15 protein-coding genes are annotated in these 19390 nt (G+C 64.8%); 5 read left to right on the top strand and 10 right to left on the bottom strand.

All coding sequences use genetic code 11. From position 1 onward, the window contains the following. The first annotated feature begins 7 nt into the window (after positions 1-7). Both AC3WMU_RS22180 and AC3WMU_RS22175 read left to right on the top strand, forming a co-directional pair. Entirely contained in the window at positions 8-1732 is a 1725-nt protein-coding gene (locus AC3WMU_RS22180) for a hydantoinase/carbamoylase family amidase (protein ID WP_006223915.1), read from the top strand. Then, complete coding sequence (locus tag AC3WMU_RS22175; protein ID WP_006223914.1) at positions 1729-2958, top strand: M20 family metallopeptidase; 1230 nt, start codon at positions 1729-1731, stop codon at positions 2956-2958. Before AC3WMU_RS22180 ends, AC3WMU_RS22175 begins: the two co-directional genes overlap by 4 nt. Positions 2959-3024: 66 nt before the next feature. Here AC3WMU_RS22175 and AC3WMU_RS22170 read toward each other — a convergent pair whose 3' ends face one another. Beyond that, positions 3025-5079 carry an OPT family oligopeptide transporter gene (locus AC3WMU_RS22170; protein ID WP_492282984.1) on the bottom strand — a complete coding sequence of 685 codons (2055 nt, stop codon included), beginning with the start codon at positions 5077-5079 and terminating at the stop codon, positions 3025-3027. Positions 5080-5299: 220 nt separating this feature from the next. Here AC3WMU_RS22170 and mdeB point away from each other — a divergent pair, with 220 nt between their 5' ends. From mdeB to AC3WMU_RS22155, 3 genes are all read left to right on the top strand, one after another. Next, positions 5300-7987, top strand: a complete 2688-nt coding sequence (mdeB, locus tag AC3WMU_RS22165) for an alpha-ketoglutarate dehydrogenase (RefSeq protein ID WP_454676338.1) — start codon at positions 5300-5302, stop codon at positions 7985-7987. A 152-nt stretch (positions 7988-8139) separates the two neighbouring features. Further along, positions 8140-10437 carry an NADP-dependent malic enzyme gene (locus AC3WMU_RS22160; protein WP_035212796.1) on the top strand — a complete coding sequence of 766 codons (2298 nt, stop codon included), beginning with the start codon at positions 8140-8142 and terminating at the stop codon, positions 10435-10437. 143 nt (positions 10438-10580) lie between these two features. Further along, on the top strand, positions 10581-11033 hold the full coding sequence (locus AC3WMU_RS22155; protein ID WP_006223910.1) for a DUF2214 family protein: 453 nt from the start codon (positions 10581-10583) through the stop codon (positions 11031-11033). Here AC3WMU_RS22155 and AC3WMU_RS22150 read toward each other — a convergent pair. The 9 genes from AC3WMU_RS22150 to AC3WMU_RS22110 all read right to left on the bottom strand — a co-directional run bounded on the left by AC3WMU_RS22150 (position 11023) and on the right by AC3WMU_RS22110 (position 19082). Beyond that, positions 11023-11919 (bottom strand): LysR family transcriptional regulator, encoded by an 897-nt coding sequence (locus tag AC3WMU_RS22150; RefSeq protein ID WP_006223909.1) that lies wholly within the window; start codon positions 11917-11919, stop codon positions 11023-11025. The genes AC3WMU_RS22155 and AC3WMU_RS22150 overlap by 11 nt on opposite strands. A gap of 110 nt (positions 11920-12029) precedes the next feature. Then, positions 12030-13166, bottom strand: coding sequence for a LapA family protein (locus AC3WMU_RS22145; RefSeq protein WP_492282983.1), 1137 nt, complete (start codon positions 13164-13166; stop codon positions 12030-12032). A gap of 68 nt (positions 13167-13234) precedes the next feature. Further along, complete coding sequence (locus tag AC3WMU_RS22140) at positions 13235-14545, bottom strand: citrate synthase (RefSeq protein ID WP_006223907.1); 1311 nt, start codon at positions 14543-14545, stop codon at positions 13235-13237. A 20-nt stretch (positions 14546-14565) separates the two neighbouring features. Next, positions 14566-14826 carry a succinate dehydrogenase assembly factor 2 gene (locus AC3WMU_RS22135; protein ID WP_006218128.1) on the bottom strand — a complete coding sequence of 87 codons (261 nt, stop codon included), beginning with the start codon at positions 14824-14826 and terminating at the stop codon, positions 14566-14568. A 37-nt stretch (positions 14827-14863) separates the two neighbouring features. Continuing rightward, entirely contained in the window at positions 14864-15580 is a 717-nt protein-coding gene (locus AC3WMU_RS22130; protein ID WP_006218127.1) for a succinate dehydrogenase iron-sulfur subunit, read from the bottom strand. 18 nt (positions 15581-15598) lie between these two features. Further along, positions 15599-17377, bottom strand: coding sequence for a succinate dehydrogenase flavoprotein subunit (gene sdhA / locus AC3WMU_RS22125; protein WP_315135236.1), 1779 nt, complete (start codon positions 17375-17377; stop codon positions 15599-15601). 3 nt (positions 17378-17380) lie between these two features. Continuing rightward, positions 17381-17764 carry a succinate dehydrogenase, hydrophobic membrane anchor protein gene (gene sdhD / locus AC3WMU_RS22120; RefSeq protein ID WP_006223905.1) on the bottom strand — a complete coding sequence of 128 codons (384 nt, stop codon included), beginning with the start codon at positions 17762-17764 and terminating at the stop codon, positions 17381-17383. After that, on the bottom strand, positions 17765-18181 hold the full coding sequence (sdhC, locus tag AC3WMU_RS22115) for a succinate dehydrogenase, cytochrome b556 subunit (RefSeq protein WP_006223904.1): 417 nt from the start codon (positions 18179-18181) through the stop codon (positions 17765-17767). Between the two features lie 121 nt (positions 18182-18302). After that, on the bottom strand, positions 18303-19082 hold the full coding sequence (locus AC3WMU_RS22110) for a GntR family transcriptional regulator (protein WP_006223903.1): 780 nt from the start codon (positions 19080-19082) through the stop codon (positions 18303-18305). Positions 19083-19390: the final 308 nt, after the last annotated feature.

Raw genomic sequence — 19390 nt, 5'->3', positions numbered from 1 at the left:
AATGACCATGGTTTCAACCCTGGAACAACTTAACGCCGCCACGCACGACGATGCTGCGGCCATGCTCGACGGCCTGTATGCGCAGTCGCCATGGATCGCCCGCCAGGCCTTACGGGCGCGCCCCTTCCGGTCGCTGGCGCAGTTGCAGCACCAGCTGCGCCACGTCGTCGACAGCGCGGATGCCGACACCCGGCTCGCGCTGATCCGCGCCCAGCCAGAACTGTCGGACGTGACCGATTTCACTCCCGACGCGCTGACGCGCCTTCAGCAACTGCGCGCGCACTACAGTGACCGCTTCGGCTTTCCGTTCGTCCTGGCCGGGCGCGACCCGCGCGGCGTCCCGCTCACTCCCCAGCAGATCATCGACGAACTGGTGCGCCGCCTGGACAACCCGGCAGACGTCGAACACCAGGAAGCGCTGCGCAGCATTCACCGCATGGCCGAAATCCGGTTGGGCGGCGACTTCGGCATCGATCTCTCGACAGGCAACGACATCTGGGACTGGCACGAGGCGCTCAGTCAGCACAGCGATCCCGGCTACGCCGAAAAGGGCCAGCTCACCGTCACGTACCTGACCGACGCCCACCGCGCCTGCGCCCAGCGCATCTCGCAATGGATGCGCGATTGCGGCTTCGACGAGGTTGACATCGACGCGGTCGGAAACGTGGTCGGCCGCTACCACGCGGACCGTGCCGACGCCCCCACGCTGATGACGGGCAGCCATTTCGACACCGTGCGCAATGGCGGCAAATACGACGGCCGGCTGGGCATCTTCGTGCCAATGGCGTGCGTGCGCGAATTGCACCGCCAGGGCAGGCGCTTGCCCTACCACCTGGAAGTGATCGGCTTTGCCGAAGAGGAAGGCCAGCGTTACCGCGCCACCTTCCTGGGTTCGGGCGCGCTGATCGGCGATTTCAAGCCCGAATGGCTGGACCAGAAAGACGCCCAAGGCATCACCATGCGCGAGGCCATGCAGCACGCCGGCCTGCGCATCGACGACATTCCGACGTTGCGCCGCGATGCCTCCCGCTATCTGGGCTTTATCGAAGTGCATATCGAACAAGGGCCGGTGCTGTTCGAAATGGGCTTGCCGCTGGGCATCGTCACGTCCATCAACGGCAGCGTGCGCTACATGGTGCAGATATTTGGCATGGCCTGCCATGCCGGCACCACGCCGATGGACCGGCGCCGCGACGCCGCCACGGCCACGGCCGAACTGGCGCTGTACGTCGAACGGCGCGCAGCTCAGGACGGCGACTCCGTGGGCACGATCGGGATGCTTGAAGTGCCGAACGGTTCGATCAACGTCGTGCCGGGCGAATGCCGCTTCAGCCTGGACTTGCGCGCCCCCAGCGACCCGCAACGCGATGCGCTGGTCAACGACGTGCTGACCGAGCTGGCCGCCATCTGCCAGCGGCGCGGCGTGCGCTACACCCTGGAAGAAACGATGCGCGCCGCCGCCGCCCCCAGCGACCCCGCGTGGCAACTGCGCTGGGAACGCGCGGTCGACGCGCTTGGCGTTCCCCTCTACCGCATGCCAAGCGGCGCAGGCCACGACGCGATGAAGCTGCACGAGGTCATGCCGCAAGCCATGCTGTTTGTGCGCGGCCAGAACGCCGGCATCAGCCACAACCCCCGTGAATCCACCACCAGCGACGACATCCAGCTTGCCGCGTTTGCCATGCAACGCCTGCTGGACGACCTTGCCAACGACTCCTCACCTTCAAAATGACCGACTACGACCGCCTGGACGCCTGGGTTGATGCCCACTTTGACGAGGAAGTCCGCTTCCTGCAGTCGCTCGTGCGCGTCCCCACCGACACGCCGCCCGGCAACAATGCGCCGCACGCGGCGCGCACCGCCGAACTGCTGCAAGACTTTGGCTTTGACGCCGAAGCGCATCCGGTACCGGCGGACGCGGTGCAGGACTACGGCCTGGAATCCATCACCAACCTGATCGTGCGGCGCGAATACGGCCCTGGCCGCCGCATCGCGCTCAATGCCCATGGCGACGTGGTGCCCCCGGGCGACGGCTGGCAGCACGACCCTTATGGCGGCGAAATCGAAGACGGCAGCCTCTACGGCCGCGCATCGGCCGTCAGCAAGAGCGACTTCGCCACCTTCACGTTCGCGGTGCGCGCGCTGGAAGCCGTGGCCAAGCCCAGCCATGGCGCGGTCGAGCTGCACTTCACGTATGACGAAGAGTTCGGCGGGCTGCTCGGGCCGGGCTGGCTGCTGGCCCAGGGCCTGACCAAGCCCGACCTGCTGATCGCCGCGGGCTTCAGCTACGAAGTGGTGACGGCGCACAACGGCTGCCTGCAAATGGAAGTGACCGTGCACGGCAAGATGGCGCATGCCGCCATTCCGACCAGCGGCGTGGACGCGCTGCAAGGCGCGGTCAAGATCCTGAACGCGTTGTATGCGCAGAACGCGCGGTACCAGCAAGTGACATCAGACGTGCCGGGCATCACGCACCCCTATCTGAATGTCGGACGCATCGAAGGCGGCACCAACACCAACGTGGTGCCCGGCAAGGTCAGCTTCAAGCTGGACCGCCGCATGATCCCGGAGGAAAACGCCACCGAAGTCGAAGCAGACATCCGCCGGATCATCCAGGAAGCCGCCGCCTCGTCCCCAGGCATCACGGTCGAGATCAAGCGCCTGTTGCTGGCCAACTCGATGCGCCCCCTGCCCGGCAATGAACCGCTGGTCAGCGCCATTCAGAAGCACGGGGAAGCCCTCTTCGGCGAACCCATCCCTGCCATGGGCACCCCGTTATACACCGACGTGCGCCTGTATGCCGAGGCCGGCATCCCCGGCGTGATCTACGGCGCCGGCCCGCGCACGGTGCTGGAATCGCACGCCAAGCGCAATGATGAACGCGTGGTGCTGGAAGATCTGCGCCGCGCGACGAAAGTCATTGCGCGCACGCTGTCCGATCTGCTCAAGCCGGCCTGATCCGCCTGCGCGCATCACTCCGGGACGGCAGGCGGTCGATGACCGCCCCGCCGCCCCGGGCCAGCACTAGGCCAGGCGCATCACCCGGCGCCAGAACAGCATGGCCACCAGCACGAACGCGGCCAGTCCCAGGTAGGAGGCGATCTCCGCGAAGCCCGGGCCGGTAAGCGCCAACGGCGCGTCCGAACCGCTGGCGCCGATCACCGCGGCCATCAGCACGCCCACCAGGCTTTCGCCCACGATCAGGCCAGACGCAATCAGCACGCCGCGCCGATTGGGCGCATCCGCGAATTGCTCATAGGGCTTGCCGGCGGCTGCGGCGCGGCGCCGCAACGCCCGTTCCAGCAGCCATGCCAGCACGGCGCCGGCCACGATGGGCGCGGCCACCGTCGGCGGCAGATAGATGCCGATGCCCACCGCCAGGACCGGAATGCGGGCCACGCGGCAGGTACGCTTAAGTATTTCGTCCACCACGATCAGGCCCACGCCCACGGCCATGCCGATCAGGATCATGGTCCAGTTCAACTGGTGGGTGAAGATGCCACGTGCAATCGCCAGCATCAGCGTGGCCTGCGGGGCGGACAGCGCCTGGGCCGGGTCCATGCCGTCGCGCGGCATCGCATCCGCGAAACCGTAGGCGTTGTACAAGAGTTCCAGCACCGGCGAGATCACCGCCGCGCCTACCACGCAGCCGATCAATAGCGCCACCTGCTGGCGCCACGGCGTGGCACCCACCAGCCAGCCCGTCTTCAGATCCTGCAGGTTGTCGTTCGAGATCGACGCCACAGCCACCACCGCCGACGTGCTGAAGATCGACAGCGCGATCGCCATCTGCACGCCGTTCTGCACGCCCAGCAATTCGCCGCTCAGGGCCAGCATCAGCAGCGACACCAGCACGATGGCCACGATGCCCACGCCCGAGATCGGACTGGTCGACGAGCCCACCAGGCCCGCCATGTAGCCGCAGGCCGCCGCCACCAGGAAGCCGAACACGAAGGCAAACAGCACGGCGTAGGCCACCAGCTTCCAGATGGCGGCGGCCGACAGCGGCGCGCCCGACAGGAACACCTGGAAGGTGATCACCAGAATCGCCACCAGCACCAGCGTCACGACCGAAATCCACCCGGCCGACAGGTCGCGCTCGGTACGCGGCGCCTGGCCGGCCCGGGCGGCGCCGGCCTTCGTCAATGCCGAAAACGACGCCTTGACGCCGCGCGCCATCGGCATGAACAGGGTCGCCAGCGTCCAGATCGCGCCCACGCCGATCACGCCTGCGCCGATGAAGCGCACCTGCGACGACCACAGCCCGGTGGCGTATTGCGCCAGCGTCTGCCCGGCGGGCATGTCGCCCATGGCCGTCAGGACAGGAACCGCGATGCCCCACGAAATGATCAGGCCCGTCAACATGGCCAGGCCCGCGACGATGCCGATGAGGTAACCCGCACCCAGGAGCGCCAGCGAAAAGCCCATCGGCAGGCGGAACACCGCGCCGCCCAGGGCGAACCAGCCGCTCACGCCGTCGCCCAGCACGCGCAGGCCGCTGGCGGCAAAGCTGACCACTGCGGCCACGACGCCGCCGGTCACGATGTCGCCCATGCCGGTTGCAGCAGGCTTGGCATCGGACTTCCCCGACGACTCGTCGGCGGCGTCTTGCGCGCGTTCGGCGCTGCCCACCCGCAGGATCTCGGCCGCCGCCACGCCTTCGGGGTACGGCAGGTCGCTTTGCACCACCATTACGTGGCGCAGCGGGATGGTGAACATCACGCCCAGCATGCCGCCGGCCGCGCAGATGCCCAGCGTCTGCCAGAACGGGAAGCCCTGCCAATGCCCCATCATGACCAGCGCGGGCAGGATGAAGATGATGGAAGACAGCGTGCCGGCCGCCGAGGCCTGCGTCTGCACCATGTTGTTTTCAAGGATGTTGGCGTCCTTGAACAGGCGCAGCACCGACATCGAAATCACCGCCGCGGGAATGGCGGACGAGAACGTCAGGCCGACCTTCAGCCCCAGGAAGACGTTGGAGGCCGTGAAGATCACGGTGATCAGGGCGCCGAGCAAGACGCCGCGGAACGTCAGTTCCGGAAGGGTGACGTTTGCCGGGACGCTGACGGGTTGTGTCATTGAAGTCTCCCGATGGGAATTTCGCTAAACCGCGCATTCTAGCGCTTCGGCGTCCACCCAGTGGTCACCACGCGTAAACGCCGCCTGGCGGCAGATGCTGCCGGCAATGCATATACCCGCAAAAGATTATGCTGAAAGCTGGCACATTAGCCCTGGAATTTGATGACTCATGCCTGCCACACAGGTCTAGCATTGAGCGATAACAGGAGACATCACGACCATGCGCGACGCCAGCCACCCTATCGCCGGGCAAGACGACCGGCACGACGCCGACCCTTCGGAAACCGCCGAGTGGCGTGACGCCCTGCAGTCGCTGGTCGAGGCCGGCGGCGCAAGCCGCGCCGGCTACGTGCTGGACAGCCTGCTGGGGCACGCTGCGACGCTGGGCCTGCGCGCCAACAGCCAGACCCGCACCGCCTACTTGAACACCATTCCCGCCGACCAGGAGCCGCCCTTCCCCGGCAACCTGGCCGTTGAAGAACGCATCGCCCGCATCAACCGCTGGAACGCGCTGGCCATGGTGGTGCGCGCCAACCAGGCGCATGGCGAGCTGGGCGGCCATATCGCCAGCTATGCGTCGGCCGCCGACCTGTTCGAGGTCGGTTTCAACCACTTCTTCCGCGCGCAGTCCGCCGACGGCCCGGGCGACCTGGTCTACATGCAGCCCCATTCGGCGCCCGGCGTGTATGCCCGCGCCTACCTCGAAGGCTTCCTCGGCGAAGACGACCTGGCGCACTTCCGCCAGGAAATCACCGCCACGGCGAACGGCCTGCGCGGGCTGTCGTCCTATCCCCACCCGTGGCTGATGCCGGACTTCTGGCAGTTCCCCACCGGTTCCATGGGCATCGGCCCCATCAACGCCATCTACCAGGCGCGCTTCATGCGCTATCTGGAACACCGCTCGCTCGTGCCCGGCGGCGACCGCAAGGTCTGGGGCATCTTTGGCGACGGCGAAATGGACGAACCCGAATCCATCGCCGCGCTGACCTTGGCGGCGCGTGAAAAGCTCGACAACCTGGTCTTCGTCGTCAACTGCAACCTGCAGCGGCTGGACGGACCGGTGCGCGGCAACGGCCGCATCATCGACGAACTGGAAACGCTGTACGCGGGCGCGGGCTGGAACGTGATCAAGCTGGTATGGGGCAGCGACTGGGACGCCCTGCTGCGCCGGGATACCAATGGCGCGCTGGCCCGCGCCTTCGCCAACACGGTGGACGGCCAGTTCCAGACCTTCGCCGCCAACGACGGTGCGTTCAACCGCGCCCATTTCTTCAACCAGAACCCGGAGCTGGCCGCACTGGTGGCCGACTGGACGGACGAGGCCATCGACCGCCTGCACCGTGGCGGCCACGACATGGTGAAGATCCATGCTGCCTACCACCGGGCGGCGCAACACCGCGGCCAACCCACCGTGATCCTGGCGCAGACCAAGAAAGGCTTTGGCATGGGTTCGGCCGGCCAGGGCAAGATGACGACGCACCAGCAGAAGAAGCTGGACGACGAGGCCTTGCTGGCCTTCCGCGACCGCTTCGCGCTGCCGATTTCGGACGCCGACTGCCTGGCGCTCAAGTTCTACCGCCCGGCCGAAGACAGCGCTGAACTGCGCCACCTGCAAGCGCGCCGCGCGGCGCTGGGCGGCCACATTCCCCGCCGCCGCACGCAGGCCCCGCGCCTGACGCCGCCCGATGCCGAACACTGGGCACGCTTTGCGCTGGCCGCCGACGGCAAGGAAATGTCGTCGACCATGGCCATCGTGCGCATGCTGACCGCGCTGCTCAAGGACGCCACCGTGGGCTCGCGCATCGTGCCGATCGTCGCGGACGAAGCGCGCACGTTCGGGATGGCCAACCTGTTCCGCCAGATCGGCATCTATTCGGCGCAAGGCCAGCTGTACGAGCCCGAGGACATCGGCTCGGTGCTGTACTACCGCGAAGCGCGCGACGGCCAGATCCTGGAGGAAGGCATCACCGAGGCGGGTGCGATCTCGTCCTGGACCGCGGCCGGCACCAGCTATTCGGTCAACGGCCTGCCGATGCTGCCGTTCTATATCTATTACTCGATGTTCGGCTTCCAGCGCATCGGCGACCTGATCTGGGCTGCCGCCGACCAGCGCACGCGCGGCTTCCTGATCGGCGCCACGTCCGGGCGCACCACGCTGGGCGGCGAAGGCCTGCAGCACCAGGACGGCTCCAGCCACATCATGGCCGCCGCCGTGCCCAATTGCCGCGCCTACGACCCGGCCTACGCGTTCGAAGTCGCCGTCCTCGTCGAATACGGCATGCGCCGCATGCTGGACGAGCAGCGCGATGAATTCTTCTACCTCACGGTCACGAACGAAAACCTGGCGCAGCCCGACATGCCGGCGGACGCCGGCGTGCGCGAGGGCATCCTGCGCGGGATGTACCGGCTGCGTCCGGCGCACGGGCAAGCCCAGGTGCGTCTGTTGGGCGCAGGCCCGATGCTGCGCGAAGCCGAAATGGCGGCCGATCGCTTGCGCGAACGCTATGGCGTGGACGCCGAGGTCTGGAGCGTCACCAGCTTTTCCGAGCTGGCCCGCGACGGCCGCGAGGCCGAGCGCGCCCGGGTGCTGGGGCTTGATGCCGGGGGCAGCGTGGACTGGGTCCGCCAGTGCCTGGGAACCAGCGACGCGCCCGTCATCGCGGCCACCGACTACGTGCGCGCCGTCCCTGAACAGATCCGCGCCTGGGTGCCCGCCCCCTACCGGACCTTGGGCACGGACGGCTTCGGCCGCAGCGACACCCGCGCCCAGTTGCGCGACTTCTTCGAAGTCAGCGCCGACTGGATCGTGCTGTACGCGCTGGACAGCCTGGGCCGCCAGGCCGACGCCGACACGCTGCGCCAGTCCTTGAACTCGCGCGCGCGGCAGACGCCGCCCTGGGAGCTGTAGCCGCTTCGCTGCACTGCAACAACCAAGCACCCGCGCTTTCTGGTGAAATACGGGTGTTCCCTAAGCATTTCGCAAAGAAACCGGCGGGCCGCGAGCCCGCCTTTTGTCATCCCGTTTTCTTTTTCAGTTAGTGCCTCAGAGGCCCCGATCCCATGGACGAAACTCTTACCAAAATGGCGTTGGATTACCACGCCTATCCCACCCCCGGCAAAATCTCGGTCGTCCCGACCAAGACGTTGGCCAACCAGGACGACTTGTCCCTGGCCTACTCCCCCGGCGTGGCCGCCGCTTGCATGGCCATTTTCGACCAGGGCGATGACGCCGCGTCGAAGTACACCTCGCGCGGCAACCTGGTGGGTGTGATCACCAACGGCACCGCCGTCCTGGGTCTGGGCAACATCGGCCCGCTGGCCGCCAAGCCGGTCATGGAAGGCAAGGGCTGCCTGTTCAAGAAGTTCGCCGGCATCGACGTGTTCGACATCGAACTGGCCGAGAACGATCCCGACAAGCTGGTCGACATCATCGCGGCGCTGGAACCCACGCTGGGCGGCGTCAACCTGGAAGACATCAAGGCGCCCGAATGCTTCTACATCGAGAAGAAGCTGCGCGAGCGCATGAAGATCCCCGTCTTCCATGACGACCAGCACGGCACCGCCATCATCTCGTCGGCCGCCATCCTGAACGGCCTGAAGGTCGTGAACAAGGACATCGGCTCGGTCAAGCTCGCCTGCTCGGGCGCCGGCGCCGCCGCCATCGCCTGCCTGGACCTGCTGGTCCACCTGGGCGTCAAGCGCGAGAACATCTACGTGGTGGACTCCCGCGGCGTGATCTGGGATGGCCGCGATGAAAACATGGAGGCCAACAAGAAGCGCTACGCGCAGAAGACCGACGCGCGCACGCTGGCCGACGTGGTCAACGGCGCCGACGTGTTCCTGGGCTGCTCGACCGCTGGCGTCCTGACCGGCGACATGGTCAAGACCATGGCCGACCGCCCGCTGATCCTGGCGCTGGCCAACCCGGAACCGGAAATCCGCCCGGAAGTCGCCAAGGCCGCGCGCCCCGACTGCATCATCGCCACCGGCCGTTCGGACTACCCGAACCAGGTCAACAACGTGCTGTGCTTCCCCTTCATTTTCCGCGGCGCCATGGATGCCGGCGCTTCGCGCATCACGGAAGAAATGAAGCTGGCTTGCGTGAAGGCCATTGCCGAACTGGCGCAAGCCGAGCAGAACGATGAAGTGGCCCGCGCCTACGCCGGCCAGGAACTGTCCTTCGGCCCCGACTACATCATCCCGAAGCCGTTCGACCCGCGCCTGATCGTCCAGATCGCGCCGGCCGTGGCGCAGGCCGCCGCCGACTCCGGCGTGGCTGCCCGCCCGATCGAAGACATCGAAGCCTACCGCCAGAAGCTGATGGGCTTCGTGTACCACTCGGGCCAGCTGATGCGTCCGCTGTTCGCCCAGGCCAAGAAGGCGCCCAAGCGCGTCATCTACGCCGACGGCGAAGACGAACGCGTCCTGCGCGCGGTGCAGACCGTGGCCGACGAGAAGCTGGCATTCCCGATCCTGATCGGCCGCCCGGCCGTCATCGAAATGCGCATCGAGAAGGCCGGCCTGCGCCTGATCGCCGGCCAGCACTTCGAGATCGTGGATCCGGAAGACGACAACCGCTTCAACGAAACTTGGAACGCGTACTACCAGTTGAAGGGCCGCGAAGGCGTGACGCCGGCCATCGCCAAGGCGATGATCCGCAAGCACAACACGCTGATCGGCGCCATGCTGCTGCGTCGCGGCGACGCCGACGCCCTGCTCTGCGGCGTGGCCAGCAAGTACGACAACCAGTTGAAGTACATCGACGAAATCATCGGCAAGAAGGAAGGCCAGACGTACGCCGCCCTGAATGTGCTGATGCTGCCTGACCAGACGCTGTTCGTCACCGACACCCACGTCAACGAAAACCCGACGTCGGAAGAAGTGGCCAACATCACCATCCAGGCCGCCGACGAAATGCTGCGCTTTGGCGTGGTGCCGAAGATCGCCCTGCTGTCGCACTCGAACTTCGGCAGCCGCGTGACGGAATCGTCGCGCAAGATGGCTGCTGCCAGCAAGCTGGTGCAAGAGCGCGCGCCCGACCTGGAAGTGGACGGCGAAATGCACGCCGACGCCGCCTTGTCGGAAAAGATCCGTGTACTGGCCTACCCGGACAGCACGCTCAAGGGTCGCGCCAATCTGCTGGTCATGCCGAATCTGGACACCGGCAACATCACGTACAACATGCTGAAGATGACGGGCAGCAATGGCGTCGCGATGGGTCCGATCCTGCTGGGCGCCGCGCGCCCCGTGCACATCCTGACGACCAGCGCCACCGTGCGCCGCATCGTCAACATGACGGCGCTCGCCGTCGTGGATGCGCAGCAGGAAGCCGCCGAGGCCGCCCGCAAGCGCCGTTGATCGCCGCCACGCGGTAACCGAACGGGCGCCCTGCGGGGCGCCCGTTTTTCTTTACGCGGCATCAAGGGTGGGCAGGCGCAACGGTAGTCCTCCTTGGCAAGCGGATGGTACAACCCAAGCTTGCCCCTTTTCCTGGAGACGACATGCTGGCCGATGCCCTGTACGCCTGGTTCCACTATCTGGCGATCTTTGTAATGGTGGTGGTCCTGACCGCCGAAGCCGTGCTGCTGCGCCCCGACCTGACGGCGGCCGGCGTCAAGCGGCTGGTCATCTATGACCGCCTGTATGGCGTCAGTGCCGTCCTCGTGCTGATCACCGGCCTGCTGCGGCTGACGCAGGGGATCAAAGGCGCCGCGTTCTATATGAGCAGCCCCTGGTTCCACGCCAAGATCACGCTTTTCGTCATCATCGCGCTCTGTTCGATCCCGCCCACGCTGGCCGTGCTGCGCTGGGCAAAGCAGTCGCGCCAGCAGCCGGGCTTCGTACCCGCCTTGCCCGAGATCAAGCGGGTGCGGCGCTGGGTCATGATCGAATCGCACCTGTTCATTTTCCTGCCTTTGTTCGCGGTCCTGATGGCGCGGCACATCAGCGTGTAAACGCAGGTCCCGGCCAGCCCTTGGCCAGGCGCATCATCAGGTAATCGACGAATGCCCTGGCCCGGGCCGGCAACAGCCGCGACTCTGTCACGACATGGACCGGAAACGGTCCCAGGCTCCAATCCGGCAAGACCCGCGCAAGGCCGCCCGAACGCTCGAGTTCGGTCTGGTCGCCGCCCAGCGCGGCGATGCCCGCGCCCAGCATCGCCAGCCGGCGCGCCATGCCGGCTTCGTTGACCGAAAACCGGCCGCCCGGCATCACGTTGACCTGTTCGTGCCCCCGCGCCAGCGGCCAGCGCGTGGCGGCGCCATTCGCGTCGGCCCGAAAGCCGATGCAATCGTGCGCAGCCAGTTCCGACGGATGGGCCGGCGCGCCGTGGGCGGCCAGATAGTCTTCCGACGCGTAAAGATGAACATTCAGGTAGCCCAGGCATCGGGCGATGCGCGTGGAATCCGGCATATCGCCGATCTTGATCGTCAGGTCGCTGGGCTCGGCAACCCGGTCGGCGTGTTCCAGGCTGGCCAGATTCAGGTGAAACGCGACCTCCGGGTGGCGGCGCGAAAAGCCCAGGAAGATCTCCGCCATCACGTCGGTCGCGAATGTTGCCGGCATATTGACGCGCAACAGGCCGGACGGCTTGGCGGTCAGCGCCTGCAGTTCCTCGTGCGCGACTTGCGCCTCTTCCACGATACGCAGGCAGCGCTCCAGATACACCTCGCCTGCCCCGGTCAGCTCCACCTTGCGGGTGCTGCGGTTAAGCAGGCTCAGGCCAACCGAACGCTCCAGCTCCGCCACGCGACGCGACAGCGTCGATTTCGGCAGCCCCAGCACGATGGCGGCGCGGCTGAAGCTGCGCGCCTTGGCCACCTCTGCGAACAGCTCCATGCTGTGCAGGCGTCTCACGGGCGTCTCATCCGGCATCACTCCCTGACGGTTGGGCCGGCGCGGAACGCCACCGGCAAGCCGCATTGTCGGAAGAGACTTTTAAGAATTTCTTAACGCGGCCCGGTGGCCGCAGGCGCCGGGCAACGGGCGCGCACCGGAGCTTCCGGTTCCTCGTCGCCGACGACGAACGTCGCGAACTCGAACACGCCGACTTCCTCGTTTTTCACGATGCCGGCAAACGACCCATCCAGGCCCTGCATCACCGACATGCCTTTGGACACGTCGTCATGGCCATCGCGCTTGGCCGGCTGCCCGTTGCTCGGACTGAAGACGATGACGCCTGGAAACGGTTCGCGGCCAGCGCCTTGCACACGCCGCACCGTCTTGACCTGCGTGCCCGCGGCATGGCGGAAGTCTCCCCACTGCACGTCGCATGCCAGTTCGGTATCGCTGACCCGCAGCAGGCGGCGGTCTGCGTCCAGGTAGATCCTGGGGTTGCTCAGCATCAGCCCGAAGGCCTTCACCGCCACAGGGTCCTTCACTTCGATGCGCCAGCGGTCCGGGTCCTTGAAGCCGTCGACGTAGACCGTCCCTTCCGAGCCATACAGGATCGATCCCGGCGCGATCTCCATATCCCCAACATGGTTGCCGCGGCCCAGCTGACACTGGTTCAGCGCCTTCATGGCGCCGTCCCGCTCGGCATCGAATTCGATGTCCTGCGTGGCGTCGCACTGCCAGCCTTGCACGGCCTGGTCTCCCGCACCGCGCAGGATGACGGTGCGGGGATAACGGGCGATCAGCGCATAGGTGTCATCGTCGTAGTCGGTGCCAAGGAAGCGCCGCACCTGCGTTGCCTGGATGCCGTATACGGGTACCGGTTGAGGAAACTCGGCGTCCAGATAGGTGTCAAGCTGCCCTTCGTCCTGCAGCTTCAACCGCGTGCCGGCGGGCATGTCGGTGCCGCCCACAGTCGTTGCCTGCGCCAGCGTGACGTTGCGCGCCGCCTCCTGCCGTTCGCTCTCGTGTTCCACCTGCCAGATAATCGCCTGGAACCACGCGTAGTAGCTGAAGAGCACCGCCAGCAGCACGAACAGCACGGCGGATTTCTTCCAGTGCAGGCGCACGGCGCGGCGCATTCCTGCGCTGGACGCCAGCGCCAGCAACCATCCGAAAAGCAGGACGCCCGCGAAAAAGGAAACGGTGAGCAGCAGGTAGAAGCTGGCGGAGGGGAGCGCGATGGGAATCATGGCCCAGATGATATCTCCGACAACAAAAAACCGCCCGAAGGCGGTTTCTTGTCGAAGCGAAAAGCGGTTTAACGCTTGTCCATCGGGGGCACGTCGCGGGTGACCGAACCCGTGAACAGCTGGCGCGGACGGCCGATCTTGTAATCGGGATCCGACAGCATTTCGTTCCACTGGGCGATCCAGCCCACCGTGCGGGCCAGCGCGAAGATGGCCGTGAACAGCGAGGTCGGGATGCCGATGGCGCGCTGGACGATACCCGAGTAGAAGTCCACGTTCGGGTACAGCTTGCGCTGCACGAAGTACGGATCGGACAGGGCGATGCGTTCCAGTTCCATGGCCAGCTTGAACAGCGGGTCGTTTTCCAGGCCCAGGGCCGAGAGCACTTCCTTGCAGGTTTCCTGCATCAGCTTGGCGCGCGGGTCGTAGTTCTTGTAGACGCGGTGGCCAAAGCCCATCAGGCGCACGCCCGAGTTCTTGTCCTTGACCTTCTCCATGAACTCACCGACCTTGTCGATGCCGCCGTTGGCTTGCAGCTCTTCCAGCATCTGCAGGCAAGCTTCGTTGGCGCCGCCGTGAGCCGGGCCCCACAGGCAAGCCACGCCAGCCGAGATGGCGGCGAACGGGTTGGTGCCCGACGAACCGCACAGGCGCACGGTCGAGGTCGACGCGTTTTGCTCGTGGTCGGCGTGCAGGATGAAGATGCGGTCCAGCGCGCGCTCGACGACTTCGTTGACCTTGTAGTCTTCGCACGGCGTGGCGAACATCATGCGCAGGAAGTTGCCCGTGTAGGACAGGTCGTTCTGCGGATAGATGAACGGTTGGCCTTGCGAGTACTTATACGCCATCGCAACCAGCGTCGGCATCTTGGCGATCAGGCGGATGGCCGAGATGTGGCGATGCTGCGGGTTCGTGATGTCGGTGGAGTCGTGGTAGAACGCGGACAGCGCGCCGACCAGGCCCGTCAGGACGGCCATCGGGTGGGCGTCGCGGCGGAAACCACGCAGGAAGAAATGCAGTTGCTCGTTGACCATCGTGTGATGGGTCACTTGCGAGTCGAAGTCAGCCTTCTGAGCCTCGTTCGGCAGTTCGCCGTTCAGGATCAGGTAGCAGATGTCCATGAAGTCGCAATTGACGGCCAATTGCTCGATGGGGAAGCCGCGGTACAGCAGTTCGCCCTTGTCGCCGTCGATGTACGTGATACCCGATTCGCAAGCCGCGGTGGACATGAAGCCCGGGTCAAACGTAAACATGCCCGTCTGGCCATACAGCTTGCGGATGTCGATCACATCCGGACCGACCGTGCCCTTGTAGACAGGGAACTCAATGGGTGCGCTGCCATCCGAGAAGGATAGAGTGGCTTTTTTGTCAGACAGGTTCATGTTATTTCCTCTCACATTAATCAGAGTGCGCGCATCTGGCCAATAATCCCCCGAAGCCTGGGCGTATCCAGGTCGCCTTCGAGTTCCTTGCGGGCCAGCAGCAGGTCGAGAAGGTCGTTGTCTCCCATCTCGAACAGCTGGGTCAATGCGGCCACATCATCATCGGTAAGTTCGGCCTCGTAAGCGTCAAGATACCGGGTGATGATCAAGTCGTTTTCGAGCAGGCCGCGGCGCGCCCGCCAACGCAGACGCGCCCGCTCCAGTTCAGTTAGCCTGCTCATCGTTACACCATAAATACAAAAGTCTTCACACTAAAAACTAGACCGTGCGGCGGACCATCAGTTCCTTGATCTTGCCGATTGCCTTGGTCGGGTTCAGTCCCTTGGGACAGACGTCGACGCAATTCATGATGGTGTGGCAACGGAACAGGCGGTACGGATCTTCCAGGTTGTCCAGACGCTCGCCCGTGGCTTCGTCGCGGCTGTCGGCGATGAAGCGGTAGGCTTGCAGCAGGCCGGCCGGGCCGACGAACTTGTCCGGATTCCACCAGAACGACGGGCAGGAAGTGGAACAGCACGCGCACAGAATGCACTCGTACAGGCCGTCGAGCTCTTCGCGCGCCTCGGGCGACTGCAGGCGCTCTTTTTCGGGCGGCGGCGCGTCGTTGATGAGGTACGGGCGGATCGAGTGGTACTGGTTGAAGAAGTGCGTCATGTCCACGATCAGGTCGCGGATGACGGGCAGGCCCGGCAGCGGACGCAGAACGATGGGTTCCTTCAGTTCGCGCAGGTTCGTCGTGCAGGCCAGGCCGTTCTTGCCGTTGATGTTCATGGCGTCCGAACCGCACACGCCTTCACGGCACGAGCGGCGCAGGGCCAGGCTGTCATCAACGTCGTTCTTGATGCGCACCAGCGCATCAAGCAGCATCTTGTCGGTCGGCTGGAGTTCGACGTCCAGCTTCTGCATGTACGGGCGCTCGTCCTTGTCCGGATCGTAGCGGTAGATTTCGAACTTGACGATTCTCTTGGTGCTCATAATGGGCTCTATCCGGACTTAGAAGGTACGCGCCTTGGGCGGGAAGGACTCAACCGTCAAAGGCTTCATCTGCACGGGCTTGTAATCCAGGCGGCTGCCTTCGGAGTACCACAGCGTGTGCTTCAGCCAGTTCTCGTCGTCGCGGGTCGGATGGTCGTCCAACGCGTGCGCGCCGCGGCTTTCGGTGCGGGCAGCGGCCGACTTGATCGTGGCGCGAGCCACTTCGGTCATGTTGGCCAGTTCCAGCGCTTCGACGCGCGCGGTGTTGAACACCTTGGACTTGTCCTTGAAGTAGATATTGTCGGCTTGCTTGGCCAGATCTTCGATCTGCGTCACGCCTTCGTTCAGCAGTTCCAGCGTGCGGAACACGCCGCAGTGGCGCTGCATCGAGAAGCGGATGGCGTTGCCGATGTCTTGCGTCTTTTCGCCCGAGGTGCGCGATTCCAGCTTGTTCACGCGGTCCAGCGAGAAGTCGACGGCTTCCTTCGGCAGCTCCTGGTGGGCGCGTTGGCGCTCCGGGTGCGAATTCACGATGTGGTTGCCGGTGGCGCGACCGAACACGATCAGGTCCAGCAGCGAGTTCGTGCCCAGGCGGTTGGCGCCGTGCACCGACACCGCGGCGCATTCGCCGATGGCGTACAGGCCGTTGACGACCTTGTTCTCGCCGTTTTCACGCGAGAGCACCTGGCCGTGGTAGTTGGCCGGAATGCCGCCCATCTGATAGTGGATGGTCGGAACGACGGGGATCGGTTCCTTGATCGGGTCGACGTTGCCGAACTTGATGGCGATTTCGCGGATCGAGGGCAGACGCTTGTTGATGACGTCGGCGCCCAGGTGGTCCAGCTTCAGGACGACGTAGCTGCCGTCCGGACCGCAACCGCGGCCTTCCTTGATTTCCTGGTCCATCGAGCGGGACACGAAGTCGCGCGGAGCCAGATCCTTCAGCGTGGGCGCATAGCGCTCCATGAAGCGTTCGCCATCCTTGTTCAAGAGGATGCCGCCTTCGCCACGCACGCCTTCGGTAATCAGCACGCCCGCGCCGGCCACGCCGGTCGGGTGGAATTGCCAGAATTCCATGTCTTGCAGCGGGATGCCTGCGCGCGCAGCCATGCCCAGGCCGTCACCGGTGTTGATGAAGGCGTTGGTGGAAGCGGCCCAGATGCGGCCGGCGCCACCGGTGGCCAGCACCGTGGTCTTGGCTTCCAGGATGTAGATCTCGCCCGTTTCCATTTCCAGGGCGGTCACGCCCACGACGTCGCCAGCCTCGTTGCGCAGCAGGTCCAGCGCCATCCATTCGACGAAGAACTGGGTGCGCGCAGCGACGTTGCGCTGGTAGAGCGTGTGCAGCAGCGCGTGGCCGGTGCGGTCGGCGGCGGCACAGGCGCGCTGCACCGGCTTTTCACCGAAGTTGGCGGTGTGGCCGCCGAACGGACGCTGGTAGATCGTACCGTCGGGGTTGCGGTCGAACGGCATGCCGAAGTGCTCGAGCTCGTACACGGCGTTCGGCGCTTCACGGCACATGAATTCGATAGCGTCCTGGTCGCCCAGCCAATCCGACCCCTTGACGGTGTCGTACATGTGCCAGTACCAGTTGTCTTCGCTCATGTTGCCCAGGGAGGCGCTCACGCCGCCTTGCGCGGCAACGGTGTGCGAACGCGTGGGGAACACTTTGGACAGCACCGCAACCGACAGGCCCGCTTGGGACAGTTGCAGCGAACAACGCATGCCGGCTCCACCGGCGCCAACGACCACCACATCAAACTGGCGGCGCGGCAAGGATTTCATGACAGAGACCACGGCTTAAATGCTCCAGAGGATTTGCGCGAAGTAAACGACCGTACCGATCAACCAGAGGATCGTCAGCACTTGCAGCAGCAGGCGCAGGCCCACCGGCTTGACGTAATCCATCCAGATGTCGCGCACGCCAATCCAGGCATGCCAGGCCAACGCAATGAATGCAAGGGAGGCCAGGATCTGGCCCACCGGAATGAAGCCCACGTAGAAATTGAACAGCTTGACCCAGTGTTCATACGTAAAGGCAGGCATCGTCAGGATGCCGACGAGCAGTACCAGCGTATACACGGCCATGATGACGGCGGTGATGCGCTGGATGATGAAATCCATGACGCCATAGTGAGCGCCGACGACCAGGCGCTTGGGTCCGTAGTTTTTAGCGGCGGCCATTTACAGCACTCCGAACAGTTTGAGACCGAACACCAGCGTCAGCGCCAGGCTGACACCGAAGACCACGCCGGCGCTTTTCTTGGCCGACAGCTTGTCGATACCGATGTGCAGGTCCAGCAGCAGGTAGCGGATGCCTGCACAGAAGTGGTGCAGGTAGCCCCAGATCAGGACCAGGAAGACAAGCTTGACGATCGGGTTGGCCGCGATGGAGGCGATCCAGGCGAACGACTGCGGTGCGGCCACGCTCGCCGCGAACAGCGGAACGATGACCAAGGGCAAACAGAGGAACAGCAAAATGCCGCTGATGCGGTGCAGGATGGACAGCTTGCCGGCCAGGGGCAGGCGATAAGAGAACGCAACTTGGGCAAGCCCAATATTGCGAAACTGCGGACGTGGCTTGGCAGCGGTGTCGGACATGACGGCCTCGGTGTTTCTGAACTAGGGAATCGTGACGGCGGGAATGCCGTGGCCCTTTCGGGCAAACACGGTATTTTCGCCCAGAGATTGGGTTGGTATCAAATCGTAGTGTAAAAGCTCATCAATTCAGACTATTGCGGTAGTGGTATCGATCGGTCAAGTACAAACCCCGGCGAATTTCCATGGGGCGGTCACCATAGGTGTACGACACCCGATCCACCTGCAACAACGGCGTGCCGGCGGGAACATTAAGCAGCGGACAGACTTCGGCCGGCGCGATCACCGCGCGCAGCTTTTCATCCGCGCGCACCATGCTGACGCCGAACTCGGATTCGAACAGGCCATAGAGCGGCGCCTTGTTGGCGGTCAGCAGCTCCAGGGTCAGTCCACGGAAAATGGTGCCGGGCAGCCAGATGTCGTCCACGACGGTGGGTGTCTGCCCCATGGACAGCAGGCGGCGGATCATGACGACCGTCTCGCCTGCGCGCAGGTCGAGGGCGCGCGCGATCTCGGCGGGCGCCCTCAGGCGCCGGCATTCCAGGATGCGGCTTTCGGCACGGCCGGGCTCGCCTTCTTCGTCGGCGGCCAGGCGCAGGAAACGGTAGCGCACGCGGGCTTCGTGGTGGGTGGCGACAAAGGTGCCCTTGCCCTGGCGGCGCAGCAGCATGTGCTCGGCTGCCAACTCATCGACCGCCTTGCGCACCGTGCCCTGGCTCACCTGAAAACGGGCGGCCAGATCGATTTCGCTGGGGATGAGTTCACCGGGCTTCCATTCGCCGCGCTCAAGGCTTTGAACGAGCAGATCCTTGATCTGGCGGTAGAGCGGACTGAAAGCGGCCCCCTCGCCCGTTGAACGGGCGGCGCGAGTGCGTAAGGAGGTTTCGGGCCGAGGCTCTGCCATGGATCTTCTTGAAAGTGTCATGTTCATCCGGATGATGGGAGGCAGCGCAAAACAGGATGCAAACCCACATCCGCAATGCGCTGTCAGGGGCACAACCGACCGGGCTGCAACGCATTCGAATAAACGCTCTATTGTGGCATATCGGGGGAGATACTGTCCAACGTCTTATGTCTTATATAAGATAGAAGAGCGTTTGACGCACCCGTAAAATCGATCTAGGATTCACGGCTGTCAGGCCCCTGCCCCCGCTTGGGTTTTTGGTGCGCTAATTTGTTTTTTGCCGCAGGTCCGCCCCAAGGCAAAAATGC

Source organism: Achromobacter sp. FW305-C-13 (genome assembly GCF_058783475.1).
This window is presented reverse-complemented; position numbering and strand designations above follow the sequence as displayed.

What these genes read in the sequence shown, in the direction of transcription:
- AC3WMU_RS22180 (WP_006223915.1), top strand. Translation starts at nt 8, where the DNA reads ATGGTTTCAACCCTGGAACAACTTAACGCCGCCACGCACGACGATGCT.
- AC3WMU_RS22175 (WP_006223914.1), top strand. Translation starts at nt 1,729, where the DNA reads ATGACCGACTACGACCGCCTGGACGCCTGGGTTGATGCCCACTTTGAC.
- AC3WMU_RS22170 (WP_492282984.1), bottom strand. Translation starts at nt 5,079, where the DNA reads ATGACACAACCCGTCAGCGTCCCGGCAAACGTCACCCTTCCGGAACTG.
- mdeB (WP_454676338.1), top strand. Translation starts at nt 5,300, where the DNA reads ATGCGCGACGCCAGCCACCCTATCGCCGGGCAAGACGACCGGCACGAC.
- AC3WMU_RS22160 (WP_035212796.1), top strand. Translation starts at nt 8,140, where the DNA reads ATGGACGAAACTCTTACCAAAATGGCGTTGGATTACCACGCCTATCCC.
- AC3WMU_RS22155 (WP_006223910.1), top strand. Translation starts at nt 10,581, where the DNA reads ATGCTGGCCGATGCCCTGTACGCCTGGTTCCACTATCTGGCGATCTTT.
- AC3WMU_RS22150 (WP_006223909.1), bottom strand. Translation starts at nt 11,919, where the DNA reads ATGGAGCTGTTCGCAGAGGTGGCCAAGGCGCGCAGCTTCAGCCGCGCC.
- AC3WMU_RS22145 (WP_492282983.1), bottom strand. Translation starts at nt 13,166, where the DNA reads ATGATTCCCATCGCGCTCCCCTCCGCCAGCTTCTACCTGCTGCTCACC.
- AC3WMU_RS22140 (WP_006223907.1), bottom strand. Translation starts at nt 14,545, where the DNA reads ATGAACCTGTCTGACAAAAAAGCCACTCTATCCTTCTCGGATGGCAGC.
- AC3WMU_RS22135 (WP_006218128.1), bottom strand. Translation starts at nt 14,826, where the DNA reads ATGAGCAGGCTAACTGAACTGGAGCGGGCGCGTCTGCGTTGGCGGGCG.
- AC3WMU_RS22130 (WP_006218127.1), bottom strand. Translation starts at nt 15,580, where the DNA reads ATGAGCACCAAGAGAATCGTCAAGTTCGAAATCTACCGCTACGATCCG.
- sdhD (WP_006223905.1), bottom strand. Translation starts at nt 17,764, where the DNA reads ATGGCCGCCGCTAAAAACTACGGACCCAAGCGCCTGGTCGTCGGCGCT.
- sdhC (WP_006223904.1), bottom strand. Translation starts at nt 18,181, where the DNA reads ATGTCCGACACCGCTGCCAAGCCACGTCCGCAGTTTCGCAATATTGGG.
- AC3WMU_RS22110 (WP_006223903.1), bottom strand. Translation starts at nt 19,082, where the DNA reads ATGGCAGAGCCTCGGCCCGAAACCTCCTTACGCACTCGCGCCGCCCGT.